Origin of the sequence: Clostridium novyi NT (assembly GCF_000014125.1) — a bacterium.
Lineage (GTDB): Bacteria > Bacillota > Clostridia > Clostridiales > Clostridiaceae > Clostridium_H > Clostridium_H novyi.
In genome coordinates this window covers 1,302,187-1,321,034 of the sequence record NC_008593.1, presented here as the reverse complement: position 1 = coordinate 1,321,034, position 18,848 = coordinate 1,302,187, and the positions used below count along the sequence as shown (strand labels likewise).

The following is an 18,848-nucleotide window of genomic DNA, read 5'->3' as shown; positions in this document are numbered from 1 at the left end:
TATTTTATGTAGATAAGAAAAATATGTATAAAAGAGGAAGTGTTCAAATAAGTTTGGATGCTTCCTTTTAAATATTTTTAAGGAATATTTACTCCGTACAGAATGTTAACGATATTTTATGAAATCTATAGAAAACAATATAGAAAAAACCCGTAATAGAAAATTTTACATATAAATATGTAGAAAAATACTAAAATATATAGTATTATCTATTATGTAGTTAAAAATATTTTTAAAATATTCTATAGGAGGTATATTATTGTAATGATTAAACTCAAAGACAAATTAAGTTTTAGAATCACCATACTATTTATATTTATAACTTTCTTTACTGTAGTCACATTGTTTTTAATGATGTATACAAAAAGTAATAAGTTGTTGTTTGATAACTTTGCTATGAGAGCAAACAAAATAGCTAATGTTGTTATAGAAGACATTGATAAAGAAACCTTCAATAAGCTTCAGGTAAAAGAAGATAAAGAATTAGATGGTCATAAAAAAATGAGACAATATTTTAAGGCTACTAAAAGATTAGTGGGGGCTAGATATCTATATGGTATCAAAAAGAATAAAGATGGAAAATATATATATGTTATAGATGGTATGCCTGATAATGATGAAAACAAATCTGAAATAGGAGATATAGCAGAAGGCTTAGATGAAAGCTTGAACAAGTTATATGAAACTGGTCAAATTCAATCAGGAAATATGGAAATATCTAAATGGGGTGTTTTGGTAGCTAATTACTACCCAATAAAAGATAATAGTGGACAAGTCATAGGTGCGTTAGGTGTTGATTATAATATTAAAGATGAATATGATTCTTTTAAAAAAATGAAAATAGAAATTATTATAGTATGTATTGTTCTGATGGTAATTACTAGTGTTATTGGAATAATTATATCAAGAAGTATAGCAAGTCCTATAGTTGATATTTCTAATAAATCTAATAGTGTTGCAAATCATGATTTAACTGTAGAAAAAAGTAAGATGAAAGTATTTGGAGAACTTAAATTATTATCAGATAGCTTTTATATATTAGTAAACAATAATAAAAAACTCATAAATAAATTGGGGAGTATTATAGATAAAGTATCTGAAACATCTAAAGTAATAGCTAATTCTTCTAATGAAATTACATTATCCAGTGAAGAAATATCTATGAAGATTCAGGAAATAGCAGAAGGGGCAAATAATGAAGCTGAGCATGTAACAGAAGGGGTAGAAAGAGCTAGTGATTTTTCAAAAAAAATAGATGATATTTCTAAAAAATTAAATAATGCTGTAATGAATGCCAATAATATGAAAAATAAAAATGGAAAAGGAATGGAATCTATAAAAACTTTAGAAATCAAATTAAATGAAAATACAGAAATAACAAAAACTGTAGAAGAAGGAATGAAAGATTTAGTTGATAAATCTAATTCTATAAAAACAATTATAGAAACTATAAGAACAATTGCGGATCAAACGAATTTATTAGCTTTAAATGCATCTATAGAAGCTGCTAGGGCTGGAGAACACGGAAAAGGATTTGCTGTTGTTGCCGATGAAGTTAAGAATCTTGCAGAAGAATCTTCGAATGCAACTAAAGAAATAGAAAAAATAATAAATCAAGTTATAGATGATATTAATTGTACAAATATAACTATGGAGAAGAATCAAAATATAGTACAAAATGCTAATGTTTCTTTAAAAGAAGCTAAAGAAGTGTTTGATGAAATGGAAAGTTCGGTAAGAGATGTTGTGTTGCAAATTAAATCACTAAATGAAGATATAGAGTTTATAGATGATACTAAAAATAATTTATTGGAATGTATAGAAAATAGTTCTGCTATTGCAGAAGAAACAGCTGCATCAACTGAAGAAATAAGTAGTGCTGTAGAAGAACAAACAGTAGCTATACAACAAGTAAGTGAACTTACAGAAGAATTAAATAATGTAGTTGATGAATTAAGTGAAGAAATTAAAGTGTTTAAAATCTAATATTTGTGTTTAAAATGATTCAGCTAATAAAACATTTGATTTATTAGCTGATATATTTATTCAAATTTTAACTATATGTTTTAGGGGGAGAATAATATGAAATTGCAAAATGAACAGTTTATTAAAGAAAGGTTATTGTTGTTTAATAATACCAAGGAATACATTTTAGATAATGATAGAAGGTTTTCTAAAAGTGACGAAAACTTACTGTTTGAAGGAATTAACCTAAATGAATTAGGTAAAAAGTATTCTACGCCTTTTTATGTATATTCACAAAAAGAAATATTAAGAAATATAGATGAAATAAAAAATGCTTTTAAAAATCATGCTAATACTAAGATTTTTTATGCTTCTAAAGCTTGTTCTGTGATGAAAATATTGAATATTGTAAAAGAAAGTGGTATATGCGTTGAAGCAAATTCTATATATGAGGTTAGAAAGTGTTTAGATGTAGGATTTACAGGAGATCAAATAGTTTTTAATGGTGTTGTAAAGAAAAAAGAGGAATTGGAATTTGCTATAAAAAATGATTTGTACTCAATTAATGTAGATAGCTTTTTTGAACTTGATATTATTGAAGAAATAACTAATAGACTACAAAAAAATGCTAATGTTTGTGTAAGAATAGAGCCTAGTGTATCTTCTCCAACGCATCCGGGGCTTGTAACGGCTTTTCATGCAAAGTCAGGAATAGATTTAGAAGATGCAGAGAATATGTGTAAAAAAATAATTAATATGAAATATGTAAGATTAAAAGGATTACATATGCATGTTGGCGATCAAGTGCCAATATCAGAGCCTTTCAGAAAAGCTACAGAAATTATGGTTAAAGAGGCAGCTAGATTAGAAAGAGTATTAAATTACAAATTTGATTTAATAAATGTTGGTGGCGGTATTCCTGTGCCTTATAAGTATGAAAGAGGAAATGCACAAGAAGACTATTTGTATGGAGGCATAAACTCATATGATTTTGCAAGTGCTATAATAAGTGAGGTTCATAAGTGGAGAAAAGATATAGAGATTTGTATAGAACCAGGTCGAAAAATAGTTAGTAGTGCGGCTGTGTTACTTACTTCAATAAGCTGTGAAAAAACTAAAACTAATTATGATGAAAATAATAATATTCAAGATGTAGTTGATTGGAAATTTATAGATGCAGGGTATAGTATTCTTTCGGATAGTTTACATTTTGATTGGTATTTTTATTTATTAAATGCAAGCAAGACTAATGAAAAGTATGAGAGTTTATTTAAAGTTGCTGGCCCTTTATGTGATGGAGGAGATTATTTTCATCAAGGTGTGGTAGGAGAGTTTTTTGCACTTCCAAATAATACGGAAGTTGGTGATGTTCTAGCATTCTTGGATGCAGGGGCATATACAATAGAAAGCCAGACTGTGTATAATAATAGACCTAGAACTGCAGTAGTTTTAATAAATAATGAAGGAAAAGATGAACTTATAAGAAGAGAAGATTCTTATGAAGATATGCTAAAGTGTGATATATATTAATCTATATTACAAGTAAACTATATATTTATACAATTGGAGGAAAAAATAATGGAACAGACAAAGAAGTTGGGAGTAAAGGATATTTTACTTCTTAATGTAGCAGCTATTCTTAGTATAAAACAAATACCTAATGTAGCGCCTTATGGAGCATCATCTATAATACTTTGGGTTCTTGCAGCTTTAGGGATGTTTGTACCACTAGCTATGGTTTGTGGAGAATTGTCTACGGGTTGGCCTGAAGAAGGTGGTTTTTTTATATGGATTAAAGAAGCTATGGGAGAAAGAATTGGTTGGTTAAATGTATTTTTGTATTTATGTTCTTGTGTAGTGTATTTTCCTGTTACGTTACAATTTATGACTACTACTATAGGATATGCTATTAGTGAGTCGCTTGGACAAAATAAAGTATTCATTGGTTTAACATCTATAATAATTATGTGGTTACTTACATTTGTTAATGTAAAAGGTATGAATTGGACTAAAAAGATAAATAACTTAGGTGCTATTTTTGGAGTGTTTATTCCGTCCATCGTACTTATATTACTGGCTATGTATTGGGTTTTAACTGGGCACGGTATGGCAACGAATTATTCAAATATCAATAATTGGATACCTAAATTAGGAGAGTGGAACAATATAGTGTTCTTATCTTCTATGATGTTTGCTTTTGCTGGTATGGAAGTTGCACCTATGATTGCTGGACATGCAAAAAATCCTCAAAAAGATTTTCCGAGAGCTATCTTTCTTTCAGCTATTATTATAGTTGGTATATATATAATAGGAACTATATCTTTAAATGCTTTATTTTTAGATAAAGATTCAAACATTGTCGCAGGTATAATGCAGGCTATTAAGTCTGCTGCTATTAATTTAAATATACCTTGGTTGGTACCATTAATGGCTATATTTATAGCTGTAGGTGCTTTGGCTCAAATTAATTCATGGTTAATAGGGCCTATATATATGTTGAATGTAGCTACAGCTAATAACAATTTGTTGGGTAAGGAAGTGGGAAAGGTAGATGAAAATGGAACACCTAGAAAAGCTCTATATATAGAATCTACTATAGTATCTATATTTTGTTTATTTACTTTTATATCACCTAGTGCTGAAGCTGCTTATTGGACATTATCAGCATTAACAACATTGGTGTACTTTGTTCCATATCTATGTATGTTTATATCTTATGTTATATTAAAAAAGAAAAGAAAAGATGTAAAAAGAACTTTTGAAATACCGGGTAAAGTATTGCCAGTTGTATTACCTGTGCTAGGCTTTTTATCTACTCTATTTGCGGTTATTCTACTGTTTATTCCTCCGGCTCAAGTAGATACTGGAAGTATATTAATCTATGAGTTAAAAATAGCAGGTGGCGGAATTCTAGCCTGTTTGGTAGCTGATTTTATTTATTTAAGAGCTAAAAGAAAAACAAAGTTAAAAGATAAAGTATGTAATCTAAATAAGTAAGGGGTGTAGAATATATGAGCTATCCAAGATTAGAAATAAATATAAGCAAATTAAAACATAATGCTAAAGTAGAAGTGGAAACTTTAAAAAAAATTGGTGTAGAAGTAATGGGAGTAAATAAAGTTTTTAATGGGAGTGTGGAAACAGCTAAAGCCATAGTAGATGGTGGTATAAAGGTTGTGGCTGAATCTAGAATTGACAATTTAAAAAAAATTCAAAATCTTAAATGTGAAAAAGCTTTATTAAGAAGTCCTGCTTTAAGTGAAATTGGTGATGTTGTAAAATATGCAGATATATCATTAAATTCCGAAATAGAAATAATTAGAGAACTTTCAAAAGAAGCTGTTATTCAAAATAAAATTCATAAAGTATTATTGATGATAGATTTTGGTGATATAAGAGAGGGAATATGGTTTGAAAACAAAGGAGAAATAGAAGAAGTATTAAATAAAGTGAAGTTATTGCCTAATATAGAAATCTACGGACTTGGAACTAATTTTAATTGTTATGGAACAGCTCTTCCTACTGTTAAAAATGGAAAAATGTTTGTAGAACTAGCAAGAGAACTTGAGAAAAAATTAAATATTAAGTTTAAATATTTGTCAGGTGGAAATTGTACAAGTTATCACTTGATTGATAAAGGGATTTTTCCTAAGGGTATAAATCATCTTCGTATAGGTGGATTACATCAGTTTGGAATAGAATATGTAGAAGGAAAATATTTGGATGAGTATTATCATTCTGAAATGAGTATAGATAAATATGTATCTAACTTATATATATTAAAAGGGGAAATTATAGAATTAAATACTAAGCCTACAGTTCCGGTGGGGGAATTGGGGGTAGATGCATTTTTGAAAACTAAAGAATTTGAAGATAGAGGAAATAGGAAAAGGGCTTTGCTGGCTTTTGGAAGACAGGATATACCGGAAGAGAATATTCATCCTGTAGACAGTAATCTTAAAATATTAGGTCAAACAAGTGATCATACAATAATAGACATAGAAGATAGCAGTGACAATTATAAATTAGGTGATATAATTTCATTTGAAGTAGATTATACTGGACTTTTGGCTGCTTGCAATTCGCCTGGAATAGAAAAGAAGTTTATAGAAGAATAATAAATATTTAATTATAAAAGTGGTTATGTATATTTAATTTTAAATACATATAACCACTTTTATATATAATATATTAATTATAAGAAATTGCTACCTCTTTTTGCTTAGGAAATAAAATTAGGAAATTAAAAAATAAAATACAAAAATAATTTTTCAATTATATATATAAAAATTAAAAAATACTGATATTTTTATAAATTTGATAATTTAATAAATTTTGAAAAATTTCAATAAAATATAAAACGATTTATAGCAAAAAAATAATTTTTAAAATATATTAAATGCAGAATTATATCATGTAAATAATTTTGAAATTATAAAATGTATTAGAATTAAGATTGGAGTTATAAAATAACTTATAGTTTATAAAAATAAGATGAGAATTTTCATATAAATAAGTAAATATATAAATAAGAATTATTATTAGTTATTAATATGCAAGTATATATTAATATAAAGATGTTTAAAACTATCGATATATCTTTTGCTGTATAGTTGATAAATAATTTTAGCAGTTTCAAATAATACCATAGATGAGATGGTATATAAAATCATTATATAGGTATATAATCATTTTATAATACTACATGTTTTCTAATAATACTCTGAATTATTCTGACTCTGTTTTCAAGACATAAGATATATTATGTCTTGAAAAATGGAATGTGCTGTGATATAGTAATATCAAGGGTTACAAGTCTTTTGACCTTAAATAATACATAATTATAGGTGGTGTTACGCTTTGGATAATAATATATATAAATTTACGCTATTCCTTGCTGAAAATAGAAAAAGCGGAAAAACAATTGATAGTTATATAAGGGATATTAATCAGTTTAATGAGTACATAAAAGTTAACAAAAAGAAACTAAATAAAATTAATAACTCTGATATTGATGAGTATAAAAATCATTTAATATATGATAGAGGTTTAAAGATAAAAACAATAAATAGAAAGTTGGTATCTATTAATCAATTTTTGAAATTTAATAATATAACGGTAGATATAAGACAAGAAAAAGTACAAATGCAAAACTTTCTAGATGATATTTTAAGCAATGAAGATGTAAAAGCGCTAGTTAATGCTACCTACAAAAAAGATGATCTACGCGCCAGAGCCATAATATATACCCTATATTATACGGGTATGAGGGTTTCAGAGATGCTTCAGCTTACTATATATGACATAAAGAAGCAATCTATAACTATCCTAGGTAAAGGATCTAAACACAGAGAGGTATTTGTTCCAAATAAGCTAAAGGATATATGGGAAGCGTATATGAATGTTAGAATTAAAAAAGGAACGGCTCTGTTTACGGGTAAAAGAGGGCCTATAAATAGAAAAACTGTAGATAGTTTAATTAAGGAATATGCAGCATTGGCTGGAGTTAACAAAAGTAAGGCACACGCTCATAACTTTAGGCATTTGTATTGTAAGAATTTAGCAGATAAAGGTATTGATATTAGCACTATTGCAGATATTGCAGGTCATCAAAATATTAATACTACTAGAATATACACAAGAAAAACTAAAGAAGAATTACTTGATATAATAGATAATATGTAAACTAAAATAATATTTATTTATAAAGAAAAAGGCATTTTTATTATATTAAACCCCCTGTTTTTATAATAAAAATGCCTTTTTGCATAGGTGTTCGTTATTTGTTCGATTTACCCAAAACCATGAATCCTGGAAATACTTCATTAATTAAGCTATTTGTATTAGTATCATCGTCTATAAGTTCTTTTAGACCATCAATATCATCTATATACTCCATTTTTATTTCTGATTCTGTAAGATCTTTATTGATTTCTGCTAATTCTTCAATGTTTGAATCGTTAGAAGTTTCCCTAGTTAATTCTAACTCTTCTTCATCATAATCATTATCATCATCTTCTTCGAAAATTTGTTCTATATTAATAGCTTTTGTATCATACCCTTCCAATTCTAAGCATCTGCCACAATTATTACACTTTTTATTAGGATTAAGATCACATTTGTTACACTCTCCACAATCATTACATTCCTTATTTAGTTCTAATATGCAAAGTTTAGCCATTAACGTCACCTCTTTCTATATCATTAGAGTATTATATCAAAACTTTTATGCATAATCAATAGCCATAGAACATTAGTTTGATATCGGTGGAAATTTATGATATAATTCAAAATATATGAATAAGGAGTGTTTAAAATGAGTAGATCTAGTGAAGATAAACAGATAGAAATATATGAATTTATTAAAGAACAAATAATTGAAAAAGGATACCCACCTTCTGTAAGAGAAATATGCAAAGGCGTAGGTTTAAGTTCTACTTCATCTGTACATGGACATTTATCTAAGTTGGAGAAAAAAGGTCTTATAAGAAGAGATTCAACAAAACCTAGAACAATTGAAATACTAAAAGAGCCTATAGTTCCAAAAGAAATGGTTAATATACCTATACTAGGAAAAGTCACTGCTGGAACACCTATTTTAGCAGTAGAAAATATAGAAGACACCTTCCCTATTTCTTTAAACTTTATACCTAGTAATAAGGACTTATTCATGCTTAAAATATCAGGTGAAAGTATGATAGATGCAGGTATATTAGATGGGGATTTAGCTATAATAGAAAAGACTAATACTGCTAAAAACGGAGAAATAGTCGTTGCATTAATCGATAATGAAGTTACTTTAAAACGTTTTTTTAAAGAAGATAAACATATAAGACTACAACCTGAAAATAAAAACATGGATCCTATAATATTAGAAGACGATAGCGTGAGTATAGTTGGAAAACTTGCAGGGATTTTTAGAAGATACTAAATTAATTAAAAACTAGAGAAAAGCGATTTTAAATATAAAAACCATTTTTCTCTAGTTTTATTTTATTGTTAAGTAATACTATTACTGTTTTATAATTTTTACTATTTTACAATTCTACTTAAAGCTATTAAAATTCCTATTTTAGCATGATCGAATGTTAATCCACCTTGAAGATATGCAATATAAGGTTCGCGAATTGGAGCATCAGCTGATAATTCTATTGAAGAACCTTGAATAAATGCACCAGCAGCCATTATAACTTGATCAGTGTATCCTGGCATATCCCATGGCTCACATGATACAAAGGAATCTATTGGAGAACCAGTTTGAATTCCCTTACAAAACTCTATAAGTTTATCTTTATCATTGAATTTTATAGATTGGATTATATCACTTCTTTTTTCATCATACTTTGGCATAACTTCAAATCCTGCAAGTTCCATAATTCTAGAACATAATATTGCTCCTTTTAAAGCTTCCATTGATATATGAGGTGCTAAGAATAATCCTTGATACATAGAACGTACAACTCCGAAAGTAGAACCACACTCCCCTCCTATTCCAGGGACAGTTAATCTATAAGATGTCTTTTCTATGCAATCTTTAGTTCCAGCTAAATATCCTCCAGTTGGAGCAATTCCACCACCAATATTTTTAATTAATGATCCTGCAATAAGATCAGCTCCTACATCTGTAGGTTCTTTTGTATCCATAAATTCGCCGTAGCAATTGTCTACAAAGCAAATAATATCTTTTCTAATATTCTTTACACAGTCTACTATAGATTTAATATCTTCTATTAGTAAAGCTCTTCTCCATCCATAACCAGTGGATCTTTGAATATGTACAAGAGTTATAGACTCATCTTCTTTAAGAACTTTTTCTATTTCTTCTAGGTTTGGTTTTCCATCTTCTTTTAAGTCTACTTGTTTATAGTTTATGCCAAATTCCTTTAATGATCCCATATTTGAGTTTTCAGTAATACCTATTACATCATGTAATGTATCGTAAGGTTCTCCACATACAGATAACATAGTATTTCCTGGTCTTAAATTACCAAATAAAGCAGCGCCTAATGCATGGGTACCATTAACAAAGTGAGGTCTTACAAGTGCACTTTCTGTATTAAATACTCTTGCATAAACTGCATCTAATGAATCTCTTCCAATATCTCCATAACCGTAACCAGATGAATTTGTAAAATGAGCTTCACTTATTCTTTCTTCTTGAAATGCATTTAAAACTTTAAGTTGATTAAATTCTCTAATATCATCTAAAATTTTAAATTGATTTTGTATATCATTCATAGCAGTTTCATATAATTTTAAAACTCTATCATTTATATTATATTTTTTTAAAAATTGTTTTGTGCTTTCTAGCATAGATAAATCCTCCAAGCTTTATAATAACTATATTTTCTAAAATTTTCGCTAAAAATATATTAGCATATATAAAAAAAATAGGCAAATACGCCTATTTTTAATTAACCAAATACTAATTTTGCAATTTCTACAGAATCTTTTGCATCTTTTGCACAAAAGTCTGCTCCCATTTTAATTGAGTAATCTTTAGTTATTACAGCTCCAGAAGCCATAATTTTTCCCTTAAAATTAGCTTTTTTTAAGGCAGTAATAGTATCCTCCATAGATTTAACAGTTGTTGTCATAAGAGCACTTAAACCAACTAATTTAATGTCGTTTTCGATAGCTTCTTTTACTATTCTTTCAATTGGTACATCTTTGCCTAAATCTAAGATTTCGTATCCATAGTTTTCAAGAATTACTTTAACTATGTTTTTTCCAATGTCATGAACGTCTCCTTTTACTGTAGCTAGCATTATTGTACCTTTAGTTATCTCTTTTTTATTATTTCTATTTAAGTTTTCTTTAATTAAGTCAAAGGCTATTTTAACAGTTTCAGCAGCTTGTATGAGTTGCGGAAGAAATATTTCTCCACTTTCATACCTATCCCCTACTCTATCTAGAGCTGGAATTAAATAATCATTTATTATATTTAGTTCATTATTTGTTTTTAGTAGTTCCTTTACTAAGTCTTTTGTATTGCTTTTTAGTCCCTGTAGTATAGAATTTTCTAAGGATGCTTCATTTTTAAAAGCAGGGTTTAAGCTTTCATTAGAAGAATTATTATTTGTAACTATAGTAGTTGATATTTTTTTATCTTTATAGGTTTCTATGTAGTGTTTAGCATTTTTATCATTATTGTTTAAAACTTTAAATGCATTTATGATGTTTATCATATTTTCATTATTGGGGTTCATAATAGGAAGATCTAATCCTGCTCCCAGTGCTAATGATAAAAATGTTTCATTTATTATATCCCTATTTGGAAGTCCAAAAGAAATATTAGATATTCCAAGAAGTGTTTTTACTCCTAAATTTTCTTTAACCATCTTTAAAGCTTTTAATGTTTCCATAACTTCTTTTTGCTGAGCTGATACAGTAAGTGTTAAACAGTCTATATATACATCCTCTTTTTTTATACCATATTCTAAAGCAGTATTTAATATTTTTTTACCAATTTCAAATCTTTCACCGGCTGTTTTAGGTATACCCTTATTATCTAAAGTTAATCCAATTACAGAAGCACCGTACTTTTTCACTAGAGGCAGTATAGTCTCTAAAGAACTATTTTCTCCATTTACAGAATTCACTATAGGTTTACCATTGTATATTCTTAAAGCTCTTTCAATAGCTTCTAAGTTGCTAGAATCTATAGACAGAGGAATATCTATTCTGCTTTGAATTTCTTTTATAGTATTTTCTAAAATATTAGCCTCATTTATTTCTGGAAGTCCAACATTTATGTCTAATATATCAGCTCCTCCATTAAGTTGAGTTATAGCTTGTTTTAATATATAGTCCATATCATCATTTATAATGGCTTCTTTTAAGTTTTTTTTACCAGAAGGATTTATTTTCTCGCCAATTATCCTAACCTCATTTAATTCTAATATTTTAGAAGGAGTTGTAAGGAAACTCTTTTTTATAGGATCTCTTTTTAATACTTTTTTATGATGGGACATAGATTTTAGGCATTTTATAAAATCTGGTGTAGTGCCACAACATCCGCCTATGATAGAAACTCCCATATCTATTAAAGATTCAACATAATTACAAAATTCTTCAGGTGTAATAGTATATAAAGATTGTCCATTTACTATAGTTGGAAGTCCTGCATTAGGTTGAACTATTACTGGTAAATTAGTATGTTCTAATGTTTTTTTTACTATAGGTTTTAATTCTTTTGGTCCTAGTGAACAATTAACGCCTACTGCGGTGACACCTAGTGCTTCTAACGTAACTGCCATACTTTCAGGAAGACATCCAGTAAAAGTTCTACCATCATTTTCAAAAGACATAGTCGCGAATATAGGAAGATCACATGTTTCTTTTGCTGCTAATATTGCAGCTTTCATTTCATATAAGTCTGTCATTGTTTCTATAAGTATTAAATCTACTCCTGCTTTAACTCCTGCTTTTATTTGACGTTTAAAGATATTTATAGCGTCTTCAAATTTAAGTGTACCCATAGGTTCTAATAATTGACCAATAGGTCCTATATCAAGTGCTATAAAGCAGTTTGTATCTTCTTTGGCTTTAATGGCAAGAGAAACAGCTTTATATATAACATCTTCTACTGAAAATGAAGTGTTTTTTAGTTTAAGTTCATTAGCTCCAAATGTATTTGTAGTTATAACATTAGCTCCTGCCTCTATATATTTTTTATGAATATCTATTATTAAATTTTCATGAGAAAAATTTAATTTTTCAGGACTTTCTCCTAAATTTAATCCTGATTTTTGAAGCATTGTACCCATAGCTCCATCAAAAATTAGTATATTATCTTTAATATACTGTAGCACATTCATGTTTATCATCCTTTCGTGCATAAGTAAATTACATTATGGGCTGTATTATCTAATACATTCAAATAAAAAAGTCTTAGGGCATCCTAAGACTTTTAGTGAAATGCATTTTTAAAATTTATTATTTTTCTTTGTTTGTAAATAGTATTGGTGATTTAGGAATTATAGTAGAAACTGCATGTTTGTATATCATCATTTGTTTACCATTATTGTCAAGAATTATTGTGAAATTATCAAACCCTTTTACTAAACCTTCTAATTTGTAACCATTTGTTAAAAAGATAGTTACAGATATTCTGTTTATTCTGGCATTGTTTAAAAATAAATCTTGTAGATTATTGGTAGATTTATTCATGCTTATCCCCTCCAAGCTATTTTTATAAATTATTTTTTAAATTTAAAAATTTTTCTTCTATAGCATTACATACTTCTGTATCATCTTTATATTGATCTTTATCTATCCAGTTTACTCTATTATCTTTTCTAAACCAAGTTAGTTGACGTTTAGCGTAATGTCTACTTCCTTTTTTAATAAGTTCTACGGCTTCATCTAAAGAAAGTTTTCCATCCAAATAATATAAAATTTCTTTATATCCTATACCTTTCATGGATTGCATATCAGGAGTGCATCCCATATTTTGAAGGGATTTTACTTCTTCTATTAATCCTTTTTCCATCATTATATCGACTCTTTTATTAATTCTTTCATATAATTTACTTCTATCCATATTTAAAACAAAGTAGTATACATTATAAGGAATATCAAATATATCTTGCTCCTTATTAAATTCAGAAATAGTTTTTCCAGTAAGTTTAAAAACTTCTAGAGCTCTAATTACTCTTTTTAAATCATTTGGATATAGTTTTTTATAAGAAACTTCATCTATATCTTTTAAAAGCTCATGAACATATTCTTTACCATGTTCAGAGGCTAGATTTTTTAGATGTTCTCTATATTCTTCATCTTTATAAGTGTTTGCAAAATCATAATTAAATATTAGAGAATCTATATAAAATCCTGTTCCTCCTACTATCATAGGTAGTTTTCCTCTAGATGCAATGTCCTTTATTGCGTTTTTAGACTTTTCTTTAAACTCTGCAACACTGAATTCATCAAAGGGACTTACAAAGTCTATTAGATGATGAGGTATTCCTTCTTTTTCAGCTTCCGTAATTTTAGCAGAACCTATATCCATATGTTTATAAATTTGCATGGAGTCTGCTGAGATAATCTCTCCATTTAATTTTTGTGCAAGTTTAATTGAAATATCTGTTTTTCCAACAGCAGTAGGACCTGCTAAAATAAATAAATCTTGTTTCATTTAAAATCTCCTTTATTGAATACGCTTAAATTTCTTTTCAATTTCTTTTAAAGTTAATTTTATAATGGTAGGTCTACCATGAGGACAATTAAAAGGTTCTTCTATATAACGTAAATCTTCTATTAAAGAATTCATTTCTTCATAGGATAAAGTATGATTTGCTTTAATAGCTGCTTTGCATGCTAAAGAAGATATCATGTTATGCTTAATTTTTGCTATATTTCCATTGCCCATATTTTTTATATCGTCAAAAATTTCTAAAAAGAAATCTTTGGTGCTAACCTTACCAAGAAGCATTGGTGCCTCTCTTATGCTTATAATATTGTCTCCAAAAACTTCTGTTACAAAACCGCTTTCATGAAATATATTAATATTTTCGGAGTAATATGCAAAATCTTCTGCACTCATTTCAATTATTACAGGTGTTAATAAAATTTGAGATATAACATCCCTGTTTTCTATTTGATTTTTGAATTTTTCAAATAAAATCTTTTCATGTGCAGCATGCTGATCAATCATATAAAATGTATCTAAACTTTCAGCTAAAATATATGTTTTGTTAAATTGTCCTAGTATATTTAATCTAGGAAATTTTGCTTCTATAGTATTATAATTATCTATATTTTTACTTTGAGACTTTTCACATAGAATATTATCTTTTGGAGAAGCAGATATAGAATTCTCGTAATAAATATCTTTAGTTTTAAGTTCTTCAGTAGTATTTTTTAAATTAATATCTATACTATTTAAACAATTTTCTCTGCATGAATCTTTAGGTTTTTCATAGGAAACATTAGGGTTAAACTTTGGCAAATTTTCTATAATAGAATCACTTCTTTTGTTTTGAAGGTCTATTGGAATTTGTACTTGTTCTTGTTTTGGTGTTTCATCTTGTATAAGGTTATAAGTAGTATCTTTATCATCAAATATAGAATCCTTGTTTATATTAAAGGACTCTTTAATGCTAGTTGATAATGCACTATGAACAGCATCAAAGACAACTTTGTATATTATTCTTTCATCTTGAAATTTAACTTCTGACTTAGTTGGATGAACATTAACATCTATAAATTCAGGATAGATATCAACAAATAATACAAAGAAAGGGAACTTGTTTACAGTAGAAAAAGATTTGAAAGCATTTTCTACTGCTGCTGTAATAGTACCACTTTTTATATAGCGTTTGTTTACAAATATACTTTGATTATTACGACTTCCCCTACTTATCTCAGAATTACCTATATATCCATATACAGAAACTATATCTGAATGTTCTTCAAAACTTATGATATTTTCATAGATATTCTTACCATAAATTGATCTTATAGTATTTTTAACATCACTAGATGCATAAGTCATAAGTGTTTTTTTGTTATTAGTATAATATTTAAAGGATATATTGTGATTTGCAAGTGCCAGTCTATTTATAATATTAGATATTAAACTTGACTCTCTTCTGTCTGATTTTAAAAATTTTTCTCTAGCGGGAACATTAAAAAATAAATTTTCTACAGAAATAACTGTACCTATATTACAAGCTGTGTCTTTTATGTGATTTATTCTTCCACCTGAAACTAAGATTTCTTTTCCAAAATCAGAATCCATTGTTTTACTCTTTAATAATACATTAGAAACTGCAGCAATACTCGGAAGAGCTTCCCCTCTAAAGCCAAAAGTATTTATGGAGTATAAATCTTCAATTAAAGAAATTTTACTAGTACCATGTGGCATAAAAGCTTTTTCAATATCATTTGGATGTATGCCTATACCATCATCAGATATTTTAATGCTATCTTTTCCGCTTTCTTTAATTTCTATAGTTATGTTCTTGGCATTTGCATCTATACTATTTTCTACAAGTTCTTTAACAACTGAAGCAGGTCTTTCAACAACCTCTCCAGCTGCTATTTTGTTAGATGTTTCTTCACTTAATACATTTATTCTTTTCAAATAATCACCTTCTATAAAATTACAAGGATTTTGCTTTATTTATTATATCATACAATTTATCAAAACAATCTTTAACCGTCATATTAAGTATGTCTATAGAAGATATTTCTTTAATTAAAGCTTCCTTTTCTATATCTAAAAAGCCTATTTGTTTTATATCTTGAGTTACTTCTTTTTCCACTGCTACTTCTACTTGTGCTTCTTTAATTTTATTAGTTTCTAAATTAGAAATTTCATCATAAGTTTTTATATTAGATTCTGATTCTTTTATTACAGATGATTCTAATTTATCATGACTATTAGAACTACTAGATGATTCTTTTGAAATATCATTGTTTTGAGGAGAGTTTTCTTCAAGAGTATTTAGTATTTCTTTAGCCCTATTTGTAACAACAGATGGTATTCCTGCAAGTTTTGCAACCTCTATTCCGTAAGATTCATCTGCTCCACCTTCTATAATTTTTCTTAAAAAGATTATATCATCATCTACTTTTTTTACTGCTATGGAATAGTTTTTAACTCCTTTGATTTTTCCTTCTAGTGAAGTAAGTTCGTGATAATGTGTTGCAAATAATGTTTTGCTCTTTAAGTTATTATCTTTACATATATACTCAATTACTGCCCATGCAATACTTAAACCATCATAGGTACTAGTACCTCTACCTACTTCATCTAATAATATTAAACTTTTATTAGTAGCATTGTTTAATATGTTTGCAACTTCCCACATTTCAACCATAAAGGTACTTTTTCCACGAGCTAAATCATCTGATGCACCTATTCTTGTAAAAATTTTATCGCATATAACAATTTCAGCTTCTTTTGCAGGTACAAAACTACCTATTTGCGCCATAAGAGTTATTAAAGCAACCTGTCTCATGTAAGTAGATTTACCTGCCATATTAGGTCCTGTAATCAATAGTAATTGATGATCTTTATTATCAAGAATAGTGTCGTTGGATACAAAGGAATCCCTAGGTATCATTTTCTCTACTACAGGATGTCTTCCATCTTTTATTAAAAGTTCTCCATCTAATTTTATTATAGGCTTTGAATAATTGCTTTCTAATGCTACTATTGCTAAAGATTGAAGTACATCTATGCTAGATATAAGTTTAGCAGTGTTTTTTATTCTATAAATTTCTTTTTCTATAAGTTCTCTTATTTCTACAAATACATTATATTCAAGTTCCATAAGTTTTTCTTGAGCACCTAAGATTTTATCTTCTACCTCTTTTAATTCTGGAGTTATGAATCTTTCACAATTAGCAAGAGTTTGTTTTCTTATATATCTATTTTCAGGAACTTGATTTAAATTAGATTTTGTAATTTCAATGTAGTATCCAAAAACTTTATTGTATTTAACTTTTAGTGATTTTATTCCAGTTATATTTCTTTCTTGTTCTTCTAGAGAAGCTATCCATTCAGTTCCATGGGATTTTGCCATTCTTAGCTCATCTATTGTCTTATTGTAACCATCCTTTATTATTCCTCCTTCTTTTATAGAAAGCGCTGGAGAAGGTAATATAGAGTTATCTAGTAACGAATATAAATCCTCTAAACAATCTAAGCTTGAATAAATATTTTTTAAAAGGTCCGTATTATAATTTTCAATGATTTTTTTAATAATTGGTAAGTTCCCAATAGAATTTTTTAAAGAAAGTAATTCTTTTGCATTGACAGTTTTAGAAGAAATTTTTCCTGCTAATCTTTCTATATCATAAACATCCTTTAGGTTATTTCTTAAATCATCTAAAAGAGGTACATTATTTAATATTTCTTCTACAGCATTTTGACGATTTTCTATAATTTCTTTGTGAATCAAAGGTTGTTCTACCCATTTTCTAAGAAGTCTAGCACCCATTGCCGTAGTTGTCTTATCAAGTACCCATAAAAGAGAACCTTTTTTTGATTTATCTCTTAAAGTTTCTGTAAGTTCAAGATTACGTCTTGAATTTATATCTATACTTAAATAATCTACAGTTTCATAATAATCTAGTTTATTTATGTGAATTAATGTAGTCTTTTGAGTTTCTATTATATAGTTTAAAAGTCCGTTACAACCAGTTATGACTATATCATCATAGTTTTCTTCCTTAAAGTCTGGAAATTGATTTTTAAGATTCAAAGAAGCATTTAAATAGAAAAAATCTTTATTTTTAACGGTAAATGATACTTCAAATCTTTCTTTTATTGCTTTTATTATAGTGTCATCTATACTATCGATAATTACTATTTCTTTTGGCATAAATTTAGATATTTCATCTAATATAGAAGATTCATTATATTTTACATAAGTGCATTGAAAGTCGCCTGTAGAAACATCTGCAAAGGCCATACATACAAGTTCATTTTCTAAATAAAGACTCATTAAATAATTATTTTTAGTTTCTTCTAAGAAAGATGCATCAGAATAAGTTCCAGGAGTATATATCTTGATTACATCTCTTTTAACTATTCCTTTAGCTTTAGAAGGATCTTCTAATTGTTCACATATAGCTACCTTATATCCTTTAGTAATAAGCCTACTTATATATGTATTTGCAGCATGATATGGTATTCCACACATAGGGGCCCTATTTTCAAGACCACAATCACGTCCTGTAAGTACCAGTTCTAATTCACGAGCTGCAGTTTCAGCATCTTCAAAGAACATTTCATAAAAGTCACCTAGTCTAAAAAATAAAATACAATCTTTATTTCTTTCTTTTACTTCAAGATATTGCTTCATCATTGGCGTAAGTGCCATTAATATTCCTCCTTAATTTTTTATAATATAAAAAGCTCTAAAAAG

At 27.8% G+C, this 18,848-nt stretch carries 13 protein-coding genes; 6 read left to right on the top strand and 7 right to left on the bottom strand.

What is annotated here, in order from left to right:
• Nucleotides 1–264 precede the first annotated feature (264 nt).
• The 5 genes from NT01CX_RS06140 to NT01CX_RS06120 all read left to right on the top strand — a co-directional run bounded on the left by NT01CX_RS06140 (nt 265) and on the right by NT01CX_RS06120 (nt 7,650).
• The gene (locus NT01CX_RS06140; RefSeq protein WP_011722190.1) at nt 265–1,986 is read left to right on the top strand and encodes a methyl-accepting chemotaxis protein; all 1,722 of its coding nucleotides are present in this window, start codon (nt 265–267) and stop codon (nt 1,984–1,986) included.
• Between the two features lie 96 nt (nt 1,987–2,082).
• The gene (lysA, locus tag NT01CX_RS06135; RefSeq protein ID WP_011722189.1) at nt 2,083–3,495 is read left to right on the top strand and encodes a diaminopimelate decarboxylase; all 1,413 of its coding nucleotides are present in this window, start codon (nt 2,083–2,085) and stop codon (nt 3,493–3,495) included.
• 48 nt (nt 3,496–3,543) lie between these two features.
• Nucleotides 3,544–4,962 (top strand): APC family permease, encoded by a 1,419-nt coding sequence (locus NT01CX_RS06130; RefSeq protein WP_011722188.1) that lies wholly within the window; start codon nt 3,544–3,546, stop codon nt 4,960–4,962.
• A gap of 14 nt (nt 4,963–4,976) precedes the next feature.
• A complete protein-coding gene (locus NT01CX_RS06125) occupies nt 4,977–6,083 on the top strand; it encodes an alanine/ornithine racemase family PLP-dependent enzyme (RefSeq protein WP_011722187.1) in 1,107 nt (368 codons plus the stop codon).
• A 742-nt stretch (nt 6,084–6,825) separates the two neighbouring features.
• The gene (locus NT01CX_RS06120; protein WP_011722186.1) at nt 6,826–7,650 is read left to right on the top strand and encodes a tyrosine-type recombinase/integrase; all 825 of its coding nucleotides are present in this window, start codon (nt 6,826–6,828) and stop codon (nt 7,648–7,650) included.
• Between the two features lie 94 nt (nt 7,651–7,744).
• Here the strand turns inward: NT01CX_RS06120 and NT01CX_RS06115 are convergent, their stop codons facing one another.
• The gene (locus NT01CX_RS06115; RefSeq protein WP_011722185.1) at nt 7,745–8,146 is read right to left on the bottom strand and encodes a hypothetical protein; all 402 of its coding nucleotides are present in this window, start codon (nt 8,144–8,146) and stop codon (nt 7,745–7,747) included.
• A 135-nt stretch (nt 8,147–8,281) separates the two neighbouring features.
• Between NT01CX_RS06115 and lexA the strand changes: the two genes are divergently transcribed.
• The gene (gene lexA / locus NT01CX_RS06110; RefSeq protein WP_011722184.1) at nt 8,282–8,896 is read left to right on the top strand and encodes a transcriptional repressor LexA; all 615 of its coding nucleotides are present in this window, start codon (nt 8,282–8,284) and stop codon (nt 8,894–8,896) included.
• 101 nt (nt 8,897–8,997) lie between these two features.
• Here the strand turns inward: lexA and NT01CX_RS06105 are convergent, their stop codons facing one another.
• The 6 genes from NT01CX_RS06105 to mutS form a co-directional block, all read right to left on the bottom strand.
• Nucleotides 8,998–10,278 carry an aminotransferase class I/II-fold pyridoxal phosphate-dependent enzyme gene (locus NT01CX_RS06105; RefSeq protein ID WP_011722183.1) on the bottom strand — a complete coding sequence of 427 codons (1,281 nt, stop codon included), beginning with the start codon at nt 10,276–10,278 and terminating at the stop codon, nt 8,998–9,000.
• 101 nt (nt 10,279–10,379) lie between these two features.
• A complete protein-coding gene (locus tag NT01CX_RS06100; protein WP_039223736.1) occupies nt 10,380–12,785 on the bottom strand; it encodes a homocysteine S-methyltransferase family protein in 2,406 nt (801 codons plus the stop codon).
• Between the two features lie 118 nt (nt 12,786–12,903).
• Nucleotides 12,904–13,137 carry an RNA chaperone Hfq gene (gene hfq / locus NT01CX_RS06095; RefSeq protein ID WP_011722181.1) on the bottom strand — a complete coding sequence of 78 codons (234 nt, stop codon included), beginning with the start codon at nt 13,135–13,137 and terminating at the stop codon, nt 12,904–12,906.
• 22 nt (nt 13,138–13,159) lie between these two features.
• Nucleotides 13,160–14,104, bottom strand: coding sequence for a tRNA (adenosine(37)-N6)-dimethylallyltransferase MiaA (gene miaA / locus NT01CX_RS06090; protein WP_011722180.1), 945 nt, complete (start codon nt 14,102–14,104; stop codon nt 13,160–13,162).
• Between the two features lie 12 nt (nt 14,105–14,116).
• Nucleotides 14,117–16,054 (bottom strand): DNA mismatch repair endonuclease MutL, encoded by a 1,938-nt coding sequence (mutL, locus tag NT01CX_RS06085; protein ID WP_011722179.1) that lies wholly within the window; start codon nt 16,052–16,054, stop codon nt 14,117–14,119.
• A 19-nt stretch (nt 16,055–16,073) separates the two neighbouring features.
• Complete coding sequence (gene mutS / locus NT01CX_RS06080) at nt 16,074–18,803, bottom strand: DNA mismatch repair protein MutS (protein WP_011722178.1); 2,730 nt, start codon at nt 18,801–18,803, stop codon at nt 16,074–16,076.
• Nucleotides 18,804–18,848 lie beyond the last annotated feature (45 nt).